The 15,060-nt window shown below is 41.3% G+C and carries 14 protein-coding genes; 3 read left to right on the plus strand and 11 right to left on the minus strand.

Annotated elements, in window-relative coordinates:
• Nucleotides 1-45 precede the first annotated feature (45 nt).
• Nucleotides 46-732, minus strand: a complete 687-nt coding sequence (locus DX873_RS04665) for an LOG family protein (protein ID WP_116183814.1) — start codon at nucleotides 730-732, stop codon at nucleotides 46-48.
• Between the two features lie 16 nt (nucleotides 733-748).
• Nucleotides 749-3,610 (minus strand): excinuclease ABC subunit UvrA, encoded by a 2,862-nt coding sequence (gene uvrA, locus DX873_RS04670; protein ID WP_116183340.1) that lies wholly within the window; start codon nucleotides 3,608-3,610, stop codon nucleotides 749-751.
• Between the two features lie 104 nt (nucleotides 3,611-3,714).
• On the opposite strand from uvrA, the gene DX873_RS04675 reads away from it, so the two are divergent.
• A complete protein-coding gene (locus DX873_RS04675) occupies nucleotides 3,715-4,239 on the plus strand; it encodes a hypothetical protein (protein ID WP_116183341.1) in 525 nt (174 codons plus the stop codon).
• Between the two features lie 393 nt (nucleotides 4,240-4,632).
• Here the strand turns inward: DX873_RS04675 and DX873_RS04685 are convergent, their stop codons facing one another.
• From DX873_RS04685 to DX873_RS04705, 5 genes are all read right to left on the minus strand, one after another.
• Complete coding sequence (locus DX873_RS04685; RefSeq protein ID WP_116183343.1) at nucleotides 4,633-5,370, minus strand: isochorismatase family protein; 738 nt, start codon at nucleotides 5,368-5,370, stop codon at nucleotides 4,633-4,635.
• Nucleotides 5,371-5,394: 24 nt separating this feature from the next.
• Nucleotides 5,395-5,892, minus strand: coding sequence for a DinB family protein (locus tag DX873_RS04690; RefSeq protein WP_116183344.1), 498 nt, complete (start codon nucleotides 5,890-5,892; stop codon nucleotides 5,395-5,397).
• Nucleotides 5,893-5,980: 88 nt separating this feature from the next.
• Complete coding sequence (locus DX873_RS04695) at nucleotides 5,981-6,610, minus strand: Crp/Fnr family transcriptional regulator (RefSeq protein WP_116183345.1); 630 nt, start codon at nucleotides 6,608-6,610, stop codon at nucleotides 5,981-5,983.
• 108 nt (nucleotides 6,611-6,718) lie between these two features.
• On the minus strand, nucleotides 6,719-7,495 hold the full coding sequence (locus DX873_RS04700; protein WP_116183346.1) for a TIGR03915 family putative DNA repair protein: 777 nt from the start codon (nucleotides 7,493-7,495) through the stop codon (nucleotides 6,719-6,721).
• Nucleotides 7,496-7,613: 118 nt separating this feature from the next.
• The gene (locus DX873_RS04705; protein WP_116183347.1) at nucleotides 7,614-8,876 is read right to left on the minus strand and encodes a putative DNA modification/repair radical SAM protein; all 1,263 of its coding nucleotides are present in this window, start codon (nucleotides 8,874-8,876) and stop codon (nucleotides 7,614-7,616) included.
• Between the two features lie 100 nt (nucleotides 8,877-8,976).
• Between DX873_RS04705 and DX873_RS04710 the strand changes: the two genes are divergently transcribed.
• Complete coding sequence (locus DX873_RS04710; protein WP_116183348.1) at nucleotides 8,977-9,729, plus strand: XRE family transcriptional regulator; 753 nt, start codon at nucleotides 8,977-8,979, stop codon at nucleotides 9,727-9,729.
• A 1-nt stretch (nucleotide 9,730) separates the two neighbouring features.
• Here DX873_RS04710 and DX873_RS04715 read toward each other — a convergent pair whose 3' ends face one another.
• The 3 genes from DX873_RS04715 to DX873_RS04725 are packed head-to-tail and all read right to left on the minus strand — an operon-like array spanning nucleotide 9,731 to nucleotide 12,935.
• On the minus strand, nucleotides 9,731-10,657 hold the full coding sequence (locus DX873_RS04715) for an ATP-grasp domain-containing protein (RefSeq protein ID WP_116183349.1): 927 nt from the start codon (nucleotides 10,655-10,657) through the stop codon (nucleotides 9,731-9,733).
• An 11-nt stretch (nucleotides 10,658-10,668) separates the two neighbouring features.
• Nucleotides 10,669-12,354: a gamma-glutamyltransferase gene (gene ggt, locus DX873_RS04720; protein ID WP_116183350.1), complete on the minus strand. Its 1,686-nt coding sequence runs from the start codon at nucleotides 12,352-12,354 to the stop codon at nucleotides 10,669-10,671.
• On the minus strand, nucleotides 12,342-12,935 hold the full coding sequence (locus DX873_RS04725; RefSeq protein ID WP_116183351.1) for an acyl carrier protein phosphodiesterase: 594 nt from the start codon (nucleotides 12,933-12,935) through the stop codon (nucleotides 12,342-12,344). Before DX873_RS04725 ends, ggt begins: the two co-directional genes overlap by 13 nt.
• An 89-nt stretch (nucleotides 12,936-13,024) precedes the next feature.
• Between DX873_RS04725 and glmM the strand changes: the two genes are divergently transcribed.
• The gene (gene glmM / locus DX873_RS04730) at nucleotides 13,025-14,416 is read left to right on the plus strand and encodes a phosphoglucosamine mutase (protein WP_116183352.1); all 1,392 of its coding nucleotides are present in this window, start codon (nucleotides 13,025-13,027) and stop codon (nucleotides 14,414-14,416) included.
• Here the strand turns inward: glmM and DX873_RS04735 are convergent, their stop codons facing one another.
• The gene (locus DX873_RS04735; protein ID WP_116183353.1) at nucleotides 14,417-14,950 is read right to left on the minus strand and encodes a YybH family protein; all 534 of its coding nucleotides are present in this window, start codon (nucleotides 14,948-14,950) and stop codon (nucleotides 14,417-14,419) included.
• Between the last annotated feature and the right edge of the window lie 110 nt (nucleotides 14,951-15,060).

Here is a 15,060-nt window from a genome sequence, read left to right on the forward strand (position 1 = left end):
GAACGGACCATATGAAGCAACGTGGGGAGAGCAATACGGTTTAGATTAAAAGTTTGGGCTTAGATCACGTTTCCTGTAGAACGCATCAATAATGTTGACCACTTCATCTTCGGTGTCCACTATTTGTATGAGGTCCAAATCCTTTGCGCTGATGTTTCCAGCCTTTAGCATTACGTCCTTTATCCAATCTATCAAACCTGCCCAAAATTCGGTGCCTACTAAAATAATGGGAAACGTATGGATCTTATGTGTTTGGATCAGTGTAATAGCTTCAAATAATTCATCCAGAGTACCAAATCCCCCTGGCATTACCACAAAACCTTGGGAATACTTGACAAACATTACCTTTCTAACAAAAAAGTAATCAAAATCAAGGCTTTTATCGCCATCTATAAAGGGATTGTCGTGTTGCTCAAAAGGAAGATCAATATTGAGCCCAACGGATGTTCCTCCGGCTAAATTGGCACCTTTGTTACCAGCTTCCATTATTCCGGGGCCTCCTCCTGTAATAATACCATAACCTGCTTCGGCCACCTTTTGTGCTACTTTTACGGCAAGGTCATAATAGGGTTGTCCTGGACGGACCCTTGCAGAACCAAAAATGGAAACACACGGACCGATTTCACTCATTTTTTCGAATCCGTTGACAAATTCCCCCATTATCTTAAAAATGGCCCATGAATCATTTGTCTTGATTTCATTCCAACCTTTGTGATGTTTTTCTTTTCGCATTTGCATAGTGTTAGTTTTATACTGCTCTTGCTATCTTTTGTTTTGTGTTCTCCAGTTCCTTTTTGAGAAACTTGGCGGTATAACTTTTATCGTCTTTGGATATCTCCTCCGGTGTACCTGTTGCAACGATCATTCCACCTCCACGTCCTCCTTCATAACCAATGTCTATAATATGATCCATCATTTTGATCACGTCCATATTGTGTTCAATGACCAAAATGGTGTTCCCTTTGTCCACCAGTTGATTGAGTACTTCCATGAGCACTCTTATATCTTCAAAGTGTAGGCCAGTTGTGGGTTCGTCGAGGATATAAAATGTATTTCCGGTATCACGCTTTGAAAGTTCTGTTGCCAGCTTTACGCGTTGCGCCTCACCTCCGGAAAGGGTAGTGGACTGCTGCCCCAATGATATATAACCCAATCCTACATCTTTTATTGTTTTTAGTTTGCGATGGATCTTTGGAATGTTTTCGAAGAAATCCACTGCTTCATTAATGGTCATCTCCAACACATCGGCAATAGATTTTCCTTTGTACCGAATCTCCAATGTCTCCCGATTGAAACGTTTTCCATTACAGGTTTCACATTCCACATAAACATCTGGGAGGAAATTCATTTCAATGACCTTTAATCCGCCTCCTTGGCATGTTTCGCATCGCCCGCCAGCCACGTTGAAGCTGAAACGGCCTGGTTTGTAGCCTCGAATGGTAGCCTCGGTGGTCTTTGCAAACAAGGCTCTTATTTCACTGAAAACCCCAGTATAAGTGGCAGGGTTGGACCGTGGAGTCCGTCCTATGGGAGATTGGTTAATGTCAATGACCTTGTCAATATGTTGTAGCCCGGTAATTTTTTTGTAGGGCATAGGTTTTTTTACACCATTAAAATAGTGGGCGTTCATGATAGGGTAGAGCGTTTCATTGATCAAAGTGGATTTTCCACTACCAGAAACTCCGGTAACCCCTATTAACTTACCCAACGGGATTTCCACGGTAACATTTTTGAGATTGTTACCTGTGCATCCCGAAAGGACAATTTTCTTCCCTGTTCCTTTTCTTCGTTTGGCCGGAACCGGAATTTCCAGATCTCCGGTTATATATTGGGCTGTAAGGGTAGGATGTTCCTTAAGCTCAGCCGGAGGACCTTCTGAGATGATTTCTCCACCATGTTTTCCAGCTTTTGGACCAATATCGATAACATGGTCCGCATGCTCGATCATGTCCCTGTCATGTTCCACAACAATAACCGAATTTCCAATATCCCGAAGGGATTCCAACGAATGAATCAAGCGCTCATTGTCCCTTTGGTGCAATCCAATACTAGGTTCATCCAAAATGTAAAGAACCCCTACCAACTGAGATCCAATTTGGGTGGCCAACCGGATACGTTGTGCTTCTCCTCCTGACAATGATTTGGAACTTCGATTTAAAGAGAGGTAGTCCAACCCTACATCTAATAAGAATCGTATTCGGGTTTTGATCTCCTTGATGATTTCTTCGGCTATCTTTTGTTGGTTGCCTTCCAAAGTACTTTCCAATTGGTCAAAAAAATCAGCAAGCTCCGCTATGTCCATTTTGGCAAGCTCTGCAATGTTCTTTTCTCCAATCTTGAAATAGAGTGATTCTTTTCTTAGGCGGGACCCATTGCAACTGGGACATTGGATTTTATCCATAAAATCTTTGGCCCAACGTTTAATGGAAGTGGAATTGGCCTCATCAAATTGGGTTTTGATGAAGTTCGAAATTCCTTCGTAATCAATTTTATAATGTCTTTTTACCCCAAGAGTTTTGGAATCCACCTCAAAACTATCCTTGCCACCATTTAGGATTACCTGCATGGCTTCCTCAGGAATTTTTCCAATAGGGTCGGCAAGATCAAAACCATACCGCTGGGCAATGGTCTCCAATTGTTTGAAGGCCCATGACTTTTTATACTCTCCAAGAGGGGCAAGTCCACCTGCTTTGATGGACACTTTTTTGTCAGGGATTATCTTGTTTTCATTGACTTGGTGCACATGTCCCAATCCATTGCATTCTGGGCACATTCCTTTGGGAGAATTAAAGGAAAATGTATTCGGTTCCGGAGTAGGGTAGGAAATTCCCGTTGATGGGCACATTAGGTCCCTACTGAAGTATCGTGGCACAGTTTCACCTTCTTCAAGCACCATGAGTACATTGTTACCGCTGTACATGGCAGTATTGATGGTTTCATTGAGGCGTTTGTGAAAATCCTCGGTCTCCACAACTTTCAAACGGTCAATTACAATTTCAATATCATGGGTCTTGTAACGGTCTACCTTCATGCCCTTGGTAATATCCATTATCTCACCATCAACCCTGACCTTTACAAAACCTTGCTTTGCAATTTGTTCAAAAAGCTCTCGGTAATGTCCTTTTCTAGATTTGACCACAGGGGCCAAAATGTTGATTTTTTTGTCGCGATACGCATCAATAATCAAATCTTTGATTTGCTCGTCGCTATAGCTGACCATTTTTTCACCAGTATTGTAACTGTAGGCATCACCTGCCCTTGCAAAAAGAAGACGGAGAAAATCGTAGACCTCGGTAATGGTGCCCACAGTAGATCGTGGCGATTTTGAGGTTGTTTTTTGTTCAATGGCGATTACCGGTGAAAGCCCATCTATTTTGTCTACATCTGGACGTTCAAGACCACCTAAAAATTGTCTGGCATAGGCCGAGAAAGTTTCAATATACCTTCGTTGACCTTCGGCATAAATGGTATCAAAAGCCAATGAGGATTTTCCACTTCCAGATAGTCCGGTAATGACCACCAGTTTTTCTCTGGGAATGGTAACATCAATATTTTTTAGGTTATGGACCTTGGCCCCCTTGACTTCAATATTTTCTTCGTAGTTGATCATAGCACAAGATGCTAAAATACGGTTTTGGAAATTAAAAATGAAGTCAGTGCTATTTTCATTTTGTAAAGGATAGCCTATTTTTGGAAGCACTAAAATTTGACGTTATGAAAGTATTGGGCATAGGCTCTAGAATTGATCATCCCGAGTACGGAAAAGGGGTGGTGACCAATGTATCCTCAAGACATTATTGGGTTACTTTTTTGGAGAATGGTTTGGAAACCATCGATTTGGATTCTGAATTTGAAGTAATTGAAGGGGTTGAAGACGAAGTGGATACCGTCAGTTTTTTTGATGTTGAACGTTCCTTGGTAAAAATCTTGGAAAAATGGAGCGATACACATGAAAAGGTGGCCTTGGCAGATAAATGGAAAGGAGGCAAATTGATTTTGGAACCGGGTGATGCTTTGGCCAATAAAGAAATGCCCATTGAAACTTTCTTCCATAAGATTGTCATGGTTCGGGACCGAATTCGGGTGATGGAGCAAAAGATAAATAGCAGTAAAAACCTTGACGATCAGGAAAAGGTAGATTTGCAACAATATATCACCAGAATCTATGGTAGTTTGACCAGCTTTAATGTGCTGTTCAAAAACAAGAGCGATCAATTTGTTGGCGAACGCAAAGGTTAATGTCTAAACTTCTTCTTTAAAATGAAGACTAATATGGATACCCAAGACGATAAGGACATGGCAAGGAATATAAGCTTCTTTCGTATAGGCTGAAAGTCTTGGTTCCAAAAAGTGAATAACATATTGGTTACCAGAATACCGAAGCTAACAATTAAAAAGAAGGATAGGTAGCGTGCAATTTTTTTGTTCGGAACTAGGGTGAAAAACATTAAAATCATGCCTACAGAGGCTGGTATCCAAGGGGTGATTCGTGCTACACCAAACTGTAAAAAGTGACCAATAAATCCAATTAGGCTACAAAGGATGAGGACAATGCTATGAAGTCTGATGATTTGTACCATAACCCATAATTAAAACGGAGGCACAAAGTGCCTCCGTTTCTTCTTTACATCCCTATTTTGAATAAAAGTTCACAATGTCGCTTTTCACTTCTTCTGTAGTGAATACATGACTGGCAATAAGCGCATAATTGACCAAAGCGGTTTCATAACCATCCATGTTCGGTAATATTGCCGCAGCGGTCGCATCCTTTACCACGCCTACCTCAAAACCTTGTTCCATCAGCTCACGAAGATGGGCTTCAGTACAGAGGTTGGACAACATTCCGGCCAAGACCACTTTGTTGATCTTTTGCTTTCTAAGTTGAAGGATCAAGTCATTGGACTCAGGTCCAAACACTTTGTGGGGCGATGTAACGGTTACATTACTCTTTTTGATGTACTTCTTGTACTGATTCAAAAAGTCGGCCCCAGAACCATCGTAGTTCCTGTTATCGATGGGGTCCTCCTTTGAAAACAAATTCACATTGTGGGCAAATTGGATCATGGATCCCTTTGAATCCCATTTTTGGTCATGTTTAAATACAAAATGAGGGGATATAAAGACGGGGATGTTGAATTGCTCTCCCAGTTTAAACAAAGTCTCAATGTTGTCAATGGTGTTGTTTTTTTCCACACTGGGTCCTACTAGTCCCCAGGCTACGCCATCCTTGCTCAAAAAATCGTTTTGTGGATCGGTGATTACAATAGCAGTGTGTTCGTCTATGACCAACCCAGGGTCAGGAAGTTGAGCGTTAATGGTATAGGAAACAGATAGTAAAACGGTAGTTAAAAAAAGATTCAGTTTTTTCATTGTTATGTTATTTAAGTGATTGAATTAGGCAAAGGGATTCACATCTGCGCTAGGGCCATAAATGGATGGAAGTTCTTGATCAAGGGCCCTGAGATATGTTGACAGCTGACCTCTGTGGTGGTACCAGTGGTTCAATACAAACGTTCTTACAAAGGCATAAGCTGGCATTTCGGCAATAGGCTCACCTTCGCTCATGAGACCCCAGTTGCTTTGAAGCCATGGGGCATCTTCATTTTCCAAAAGTGTTTTTGCTGTCTTTACACTTTGCTCAAAAGCAGCCAAGATTTCTTCTTTAGAAGCCGGAATGGGGTGTTGAACGATTACCGATGCCTCCACTTGCCCGTCCTTGGCAAAGTTCAAATTCCTTCCAGGAATGGATGCTACATGCAGGGCCAACTGCCCCAAGGACATGGCTTTTTCATGGGGTCTGTACTCCAATTGTGATTCTGGAACGGTATCCAGAAGATTTTTGGTGGAGCCAAATTCTCGCTCCATTTCCAAATAAAAAGTTCTTGCACTCATAATTGTTGTGTTTAAATGAATTATGGTGCAAACCTAAAGGTGGATAGGAGGGGATAACGGTATCAAAAGATACCATTGCCGAAAAAAATTATAGAAGTTCTATTTCTGCCCGATGAAGTTTTAAGATACCGTCCATCTCAAACTGTTTTAAAATTCTTGAAATGACCACTCTGGTGGTCCCCAGTTCATAGGCCAATTGCTGGTGGGACAATTTAATGATTGAAGTATCTTCTTTTTCCTTTCTGTGGTTTAGATACTCCATTACCCGTTTGTCTATATGGTCAAAAGCGACACTTTCAAAAGTTTCCAGAAGTTCATCGTAACGATTCCTAAAGGTTTTGATGACAAAATTGTTCCAGGAATTATATTTTTTTTGCCACTGGGTAATGTATCGTGTTGGGATGGCCAAAATCTTAGTCTCGGAGACAGCAACAGCCTGGGATGGACTTTGATTATTGTAGAAACAAGCGGAGAGCGACATCATACAGGTTTGACTGGGGTCTACATAGTAGAGTAGGATTTCGCGATCCTCTTTGGCTTGAAACACTCGGATATGCCCAGACAATACAATGGGGAGTACCTTTACGTATTCTCCTTCCCGAACAATGGTCTCGCCCTTTTGGAAGGTAAGCACCTGACAGTATTCCAAAATCTCTTCGCGCAGTGCTTTTTCTGAGATAAAATCGAGGACTTTGAAGATTTCCGTTTCAGATGTCATAAGTTGGAATAAGAGGCCTCAATTTAGGGAAAACTGCCTTAAAAAAGAATGATTTTCCATTTCATCTCATGCAAATAATAATGCAATTAGGAATTGAATAATTTTAACCTAAACCGCCTCTTTCTTCTCACTCAAATACTTCCAGTAGCGTTTGGGCATATGTTGCCTGTGTAGCTTCGGATTGATTCGGGATTTGATGTGGGTGCTTTTAAAATAATCGTTCCATAACGTCTGGTAATCATACTCCTCGGCTTCAAAGACATCACTTTTGCGGATTTTGTTGAAGTGGATTTCTTGCAAGTTCAGGGATACCAGTTCTACATGGTCCAGATTATAGTAGATGCCATATTTGCGTTTCACATCATAAATAAGCCATTGCTGATCCGCGTAGCGGTTTCTGAAATGTTTAGAGATCAACGGCAATATGTCATAGTCTGGCTCAATATTGGCAAAATAAACATCGTCCTTGGTGAGTTGAAAGCGAACAAAGGCTTCCATGCGATGTTTTTCTTTTGACACTTTGCGAGCCAACTGGGTAACATGCGAAACAATATTATCTGAATAATCCAGATGCTTTCCATTTTTGGAACTCATCAGTTTCTGAATGTAGGTATAGAGTATCAGCTCTACGCCTTCGGTTTCACTTAAAAAGGCAAAATAGACATTGGAAATGGCATTATGACTTTTACTTCGGATTCCGTTCCATACCCGTTTGGCCTTTTCCACGTTGGTAAAAACGGTTTCGGTCTCTGAAAACAAACCGTTCTGGCATTGGTTGTTCTTCTGAATGTCCGCTACATTGATTTTTTCATCAAAAGCGATAAAAATGGCAGTTAGAAAACCATTGAAGCTGCCATCGTAAATTAAGGTTGAAGAGGATTTCATAAGACATTTAAATTTTTAATTCCGTATGGTCATTTCGAAGAAGCTTGCGACTAAGAAATCTAGATTTCTCACATTCGTTCGAAGTGACATTTCATTGTTTATTGAAAATTGTCCATTGTTAATTGAATAATGACAATTGTGCACTGAATTTGTTTCTATACTTTCCAGACGAAGTCTGAAGAATCATTCCTTTGATTTTATCCGCATCCAAATCCCTGCGTTCCCAATAGCGGGAATCACATACCATAAAATATTTGGCACGGTTGAGGGCCACTCCCATTTTTTTAAGGTGGTCCCAGTTCAATTTTCTAAATCTTCTGGCTTTCAGAATCTTTTCAACGGACTGCATACCAATCCCCGGAATACGGGCTAGCATTGCCTTTTCTGCCGTGTTCACATTTACCGGGAAATGATGAAGGTTCCGTAGCGCCCAGGAAAGTTTGGGGTCTACGTCCATATCCAAATTGGGATGGTCACTGTTCAGGATTTCTTTAACTGCAAAGCCGTAAAATCGCAGCAGCCAGTCGGTTTGGTACAGTCTATTTTCCCGTAGCATAGGTACTTGTGAACCAATGGCAGGTAAGCGGGCATCATCTGCTACCGGCACATAACCTGAGTAATAGACCCGCCGCATTTGATATGCCCTATAGTAATAAGTGGCAGAGTACATAATATCCATGTCGGTTTCCCCGGAAGCTCCAACGATCATCTGGGTACTTTGACCTGCTGGGGCATATTTTGGGGTACTTTTGATGACTTTTCGTTCGGAACGGTATCGAATGATCTCGTTTTTAACCTTGAGCATAGGCTTTTTGAAATCTTCGTGTTTTTTGTCCGGTGCCAAAAGCTTGAGTCCGGAGATTGTGGGCACTTCAATATTTACTGAAAGGCGGTCAGCATACAACCCTGCTTCATACATCAATTCATCACTGGCCCCTGGAATGGATTTTAAATGGATATAGCCGTTGAAATTCTCTTCTTCACGCAGTTTTTTGGCCACTGCAACCAAACGCTCCATGGTATAATCCGGATTTTTAAAAATACCCGAGCTTAAGAATAGGCCTTCGATGTAGTTCCGTCTGTAAAAATTGATGGTCAAATCCACTACTTCCTGAATCTTGAAAGCTGCTCGTTTTACATCGTTGCTCTTACGGGTAACACAGTAGGCGCAATCATAAATACAATGGTTGGTCAACAAAACCTTTAACAAAGAAATACACCTGCCATCTTCGGTGTAGCTATGGCAGATACCCATGCGCGAAGCGTTGCCCAGACCATTGTCCTTATTGGCTCTATCACTGCCACTACTGGCGCAGGACACATCGTATTTGGCTGCATCGGCTAGGATATTCAATTTTTCCCGTATTCGTTGAAAATTCATAACTTGGAAATATTCCAATTAAAAATATGGAAATAATCCAATAAATGGAAATATTCCATATAAAATTTTGGAAATAATCCAAAATAGTTATATTTGGGTTGTGGAAAATGAACTTACCATAAAGCGATTTACCGATATCCGAAGGGAATTAGGGTATACCCAGACCGAGTTTGCCCAATTGTTGGGGGTTAAAAATACCACTGCAGATATAGAGCGCGGTCGGACTAAATTATCGGGTAGGGTAGTGACAGAACTTTTAAAGCAGTTTAAGATCAATCCACTATGGTTGTTTGGCGAAAGTGACCAAAAGCATTTGGATACCTCTAAAACAAGTGTTATTCCAAAGGTGGTAACTGTGGATAGTGCTGATCAGGACAATATGGTCTTGGTGAACGCCAAGGCGGCGGCTGGATATCCTCAAAACATTGCAGATACAAGTTGGTACAGGCAGCTTCCTGCCTTTGATATGCCCATACCTGAATTTCGTAACGCTACGTATCGTGGATTCCAGGTAGAAGGGGACAGTATGTTGCCCAATCTAAAGCCGGATGATTGGGTTTTGGCGCGAGCCATTGAACATATTGACCATGTTAGCCCCAACAAAATGTATGTAGTGGTCCTTCAGGACTCCGTGATGGTGAAAAAAATTGAACGTCCGCCCAATTCCAACAACATTACGTTGGTCTCTTTGAATGAATCCTATCCTCCATACGACATCAAGCCTTTTCAAATCCAGGAAATTTGGGAAGTGAGCAGTAAACTGACTTTTAATGTAGAAGCCACAACCGAAACTGGATTGCTAAAGCAATTGCAACAGTCCATGGAAGAATTAAAAAGGCAGATTACCAAATAGCTTAGGCGCTTTCCGTTGTTATACCTTCTTTGATGGCATGTGCAAGAATGGATGCAGCCTTGGGGTGATTCCTGAACCAAAGCTCTGGTTCAAATATTTCCAACTCAGCAAGAGCCCAATTACCATCATTGTCCTTGAAGATATCCACTCTGGCATAGGTGGGAAGCTCAGGAGCGGCTTCAACTACGCGTTGTGCAAATTTTATTTCTTCTTCTGAAGGGGTATAGTTGTGAACGGAACCTCCAAAATCATCTTGAACCCTAAAATCGCCAGATTTGGCAACTTTTAGTACGGAATGGGTGTATTGTCCATTAAAGAGCATCAGAGAAATTTCTCCATCAGACACAATGTTATGTTGAAATTCTTGAAGCATCATCGCCTCTTGGGCAACAAGCTCTTTGAAGGTGTTGTCATGTTTTTCCCATTCTGATTTGTGAAATCTGTAGGTATGTCTGGCACCGCCTGAAATACAGGGTTTAAGTACAAAATCCTCGCAATCCAGACTAAAGCTTCTGTTGAATTTATCAATAGCCTGTGCTAAATCTAGAGGTTCACCGGTTTCAACGATCAATGTGTTGGGAATATTGATGCCCTTGGACTCCAATTCTTTTAGGTAGTGCTTGTCAATATTCCAATCTATCAATTCTTTTGAGTTGATGAATTGGGTAAGTTTGGAGGTATTTTGATACCATTGCGAAAACTCCTCAAATCGGTCAAAATAATCCCAAGTAGCACGAAACAGGGCATATTTTGTGGTAGACCAATCAAATTTTGGGTCGTCCCAGGTTTTGCGGGTGGCTTTTACACCGATAGCATCCAATGCTTCAAGCACCAATTGGTCCTCTAGCAGCACATTATCAATATAAATATTCCCATCCTTGGGGTTCAGATACCTTGGGTCGGTAAGCACCACAACATCAAATTGCATACTCAGTACGATTAAAATCCAACAGCAGTGTCATCTCCTCTTTTATCTGCGCCGCCCTCCAAACGACCATCCGAAAGAATACGAATGGCATCAACTTTTCCAATAATACGTGTTCGCTCTTCATTGATGTTGTATCCTTTCGACTTCAATTCGGTTTTGAGTTCTTCGGAAAAGCCTTCAGGCTCAAAAACCACCACATCTGGTAGCCATTGATGATGAAAGCGCGGGGCATTAACGGCATCCTGCATGCTCAAATTGAATTCATAGACATTAAGAATGGTTTGGGCTACTGCAGTAATTATTGTAGACCCTCCCGGGGTGCCCACCACCATATAAAGTGTACCATCTTTTTCAACAATGGTTGGGGTCATACTGCTCAGCATTCGCTTTTCAGGCGCTATACTGTTGGCCTCAGCCCCAACAAGTCCAAACATGTTGGGCACACCAGGTTTAGCACTAAAATCATCCATTTCATTATTTAAAAAGAATCCTAACTCAGCACAATACAGTTTTGAACCGTAGCCACCATTAAGCGTGGTTGTAGCTGAAATGGCATTTCCTTCAGAGTCAACGATTGAATAGTGTGTGGTCTCCGTACTTTCCAAAATTTCTACTTTACCATGACTTACTTTGGAAGAAGGTGTAGCATTTTCAAAGGAAAAATCCTGCATACGTTCTTTCAAATAGTTTTGGCTCAAAAGTACGTCCAGGGGAATATCTACAAAATCTGGGTCTCCTAGGAAATAGTTGCGATCCGCATAGGCACGTCTGGCCGCTTCTGTGAACAATTGCACGGACTTTGTAGAATTATGGCCATATTTTGAAATCTTATGAGGTTCTATCATCTTGAAGATTTGATTGATGGTCACCCCACCGCTACTTGGAGGACTCATGGAAATAATCCGTAGGTCCTTATAATCAAATACCACAGGATAACGCCATTTGGCTTCGTACTTTTCTAGGTCTTCCTCGGTAATGAAACCTCCCTTTTCCTGTATGAATGAGGCCAATTTCTCCGCCACTTCACCTTTGTAAAAGCCGTCCCTGCCATTTTGCTGAATTTTTTCCAAGGTAGCGGCCAGCTCTGGATACTTAATAGTATCTCCGGGCATAAAATTAGTGGCAAATTTTGTGCTGTCCCCGTTGGCCTCGATAAATTGTTTCTTGTAATATTCCAGTCTTTTGGATTGTTTTTCTGTAACAATCACTCCTGTTTTGGCCAGTGCAATGATGGGTTGTAGAATCTCCTCTAAAGGTATTGAACCAAATTTTTCGTGAACAGCTATAACACCAGCTACGGTACCTGGCACTCCTGCGGATGTTGCTCCTTTGGTGCTCATATCAGGGATAACATTGCCAAGGGAATCCAAATACATGTCTTTGTGGGCAGCTAAAGGTGCTTTTTCCCTATAATCCAATCCGCCAATGTCCCCATTACTTTTTCTATAGACCATAAAGCCACCTCCGCCAAGATTTCCGGCAAATGGGTAAGCGACTGCCAAAGCCAATTCTGTGGCTACCATAGCATCAAAGGCGTTACCACCTTTTTTCATGATGTCCGAGCCAATTTTTGAGGCTTCCTCCCTGGCAGAGACCACCATGGCTTTTTCAGTTACAAGCCCTGTGGGAATTGCTGGTTGTTGTCTACAATGTACAAATAGAAGGAGTAGGGGAATTAGAAGTATTAGTTTTCGCATAGAGAAATAAATTTTTGTCGGGAAAAGGTAATCAATTCTTCAAAAAAATTAACGAACTCGTTTTCAAAAGCATCATAATGTTCTTCCAGGTCTAAAATTGCAAAGTTCATCTTGGACCGGTTTTTTGTTCTTCGGTTCATTCCGTTGAGAACTTTTGAGATGCCACTCAAGTCTGCATAGCTCAGCAACCAATTGTCCGCAATCATATAAGGCATCATGCGTTTGGTGCCCAAAGGCAAAATCTCGAAGTTTTCCTCTAGGAGATCATAAAAATCCTCCACATAATCTTCTAGGGGAACGTTGGAATAATCACTCCAGTTTTTGGCCAAAAAGTGGTCGTAAAAAATATCCACGATTACTCGGCTGTAATGACTATAGTTTTTATGGAGCCTTTTGCTGCTTTGTTTGGCTATGGGATGGGAGTCGGTAAACGTGTCTATTTCACGGTGCAACAAGATTCCTTTTTGAATTTTTTCTGGAAAATGCTTGTATTTGTTTCCACGGATATGGTCCGCAAAAAAATTACCCAGGGTAATCTCATCATCATCAAAGGAAAGATAGATGTGTGCCAAAAAGTTCATCGGGGTAATTTCTATTTATATCGAATTTACAAATTCAAAACATGGAATAGGGAACGGCGGTTTATATTTGCAAAAACTTTTTAACAATTATGACACTGATCAAATCAATTTCTGGAATACGAGGTACTATTGGAGGTAGGACCAATGACAATTTAACCCCCGTTGATGCTGTAAAATTTGCCGCTGCCTATGGAACATGGCTACGGGAGTATTCCAAAAAAGATAAGATGACCGTTGTAATTGGAAGAGATGCCCGTCTTTCTGGCGAGATGATTCAAAACCTTGTGGTTTCTACCTTGGTTGGATTGGGCGCAGATGTTATTGATTTAGGATTGTCCACCACGCCGACCGTGGAGATTGCTGTTCCTTTGGAAAAAGCAGATGGGGGAATCATCCTAACCGCGAGCCATAACCCAAAACAGTGGAACGCCTTAAAATTGTTGAATGAAAAGGGAGAGTTTTTAGATGCTGAACAAGGAGCCAAAATCCTTGCTTTGGCCGAAAAAGAAGATTTTGATTTTGCGGAAGTGGACGATTTGGGCTCAGTAGTAAAAAATGATTCCTATATAGATGTTCATATTGATGAAGTCCTCAAACTTTCATTAGTTGATAAGGAGACCATTAAGAAAGCTGGTTTTAAAGTGGTTGTGGATGGTGTAAACTCAACTGGTGGTGTAGCTATTCCCAAATTGCTGGAAGAGCTTGGTGTTGAAGTAATCAAACTGTATTGTGATCCCACGGGTCATTTTCCACATAATCCCGAACCTTTAAAAGAACATTTGGGGGACATCTGTAAAAAAGTTGTGGAAGAGCAGGCAGATTTTGGAATTGTGGTAGACCCAGATGTTGACAGACTGGCCTTCATCAGCAATGATGGCGAAATGTTCGGAGAAGAATACACGCTAGTTGCCTGTGCCGATTATGTGTTGGGAAAAACAAAAGGCAACACGGTCTCAAACTTATCTTCTTCCAGGGCTCTCCGTGATATCACCCAAAAACATGGAGGCAGTTATAAAGCAGCGGCGGTAGGTGAGGTCAACGTGGTAGCCAAAATGAAAGCCAATGAAGCAATAATTGGAGGTGAAGGAAACGGAGGGATTATTTATCCAGAAAGCCACTATGGTCGTGATGCGTTAGTGGGCACAGCCTTGTTTCTTATGTTGATGGCGGAAAAAGGAGGAACCGTTGCAGAGCTAAGGGCCAGTTATCCGAGCTATTTCATGAGCAAGAAGAAAATACAGTTAACCCCAGATTTAGATGTTGATGCCCTTCTGACTGCCATGCACGATAAGTATAAGGATGAAGAAGTTTCCACCATTGATGGGGTGAAAATTGACTTTGCGGAGAATTGGGTGCATTTAAGAAAATCAAATACAGAACCCATTATCCGAATATATACCGAAGCAAAATCCCAAATGGAAGCAGATAGTCTGGCCGATCAGATCATTGATGAAATAAAAGAGGTAGCGGGATTGAAATAATTATCCTTCCAATTCATAAATGATCTCCTGAGAATTGAAATCATCATGGGAGATATCTGTTCTGGCATCAGAATCAAGCCAGATTTTCCATTCTCCGTTTTCTTTTTTAAGGCCAACGTTGAAATGTCCATAACCTTGTACCTTCAACGCTTTGTCATCCGGACCTTTTGAACTAAAACGATAATAACCGGTTTGATGGGCCAGGGTGCCATTTTCATTTGTTGCCGTGGTGAGAATGGCAAAGGCGATTCCCAATTGTCCACCGCGTTCCTTTACATTTTCCACAAAACCCCCAAAATGGTCCAAATAGGCTTCGCCTGTTTCAATTTGATTGTGGTCTACTGTCACACGGACAATATCCTTGGAATGGATGGACTTCAGTTTTTTAGAATTCGATTCATTGTACGCTTCCATAAATGGAACCCAGACATCTTTTTCTATGGATTGCAAAAGTGTACTGGAAATTTGATTTTGTTGTTGACCGAAGACTGTGCCTGCAAAAAGTACCAGGGCAAGAGTGATTAGGTGTTTCATTTTTTGATTGTTTGAATTGGTTTAATTTATGAAACTAACTTGAAGTGCTAATGGCTTTTAAGAAAAGTATATGATTTACAGTGAAGTACATTCTGTTTCTCATACCTTTC

The organism is Flagellimonas nanhaiensis, from assembly GCF_003382275.1.
GTDB classification, from domain to species: domain Bacteria; phylum Bacteroidota; class Bacteroidia; order Flavobacteriales; family Flavobacteriaceae; genus Flagellimonas; species Flagellimonas nanhaiensis.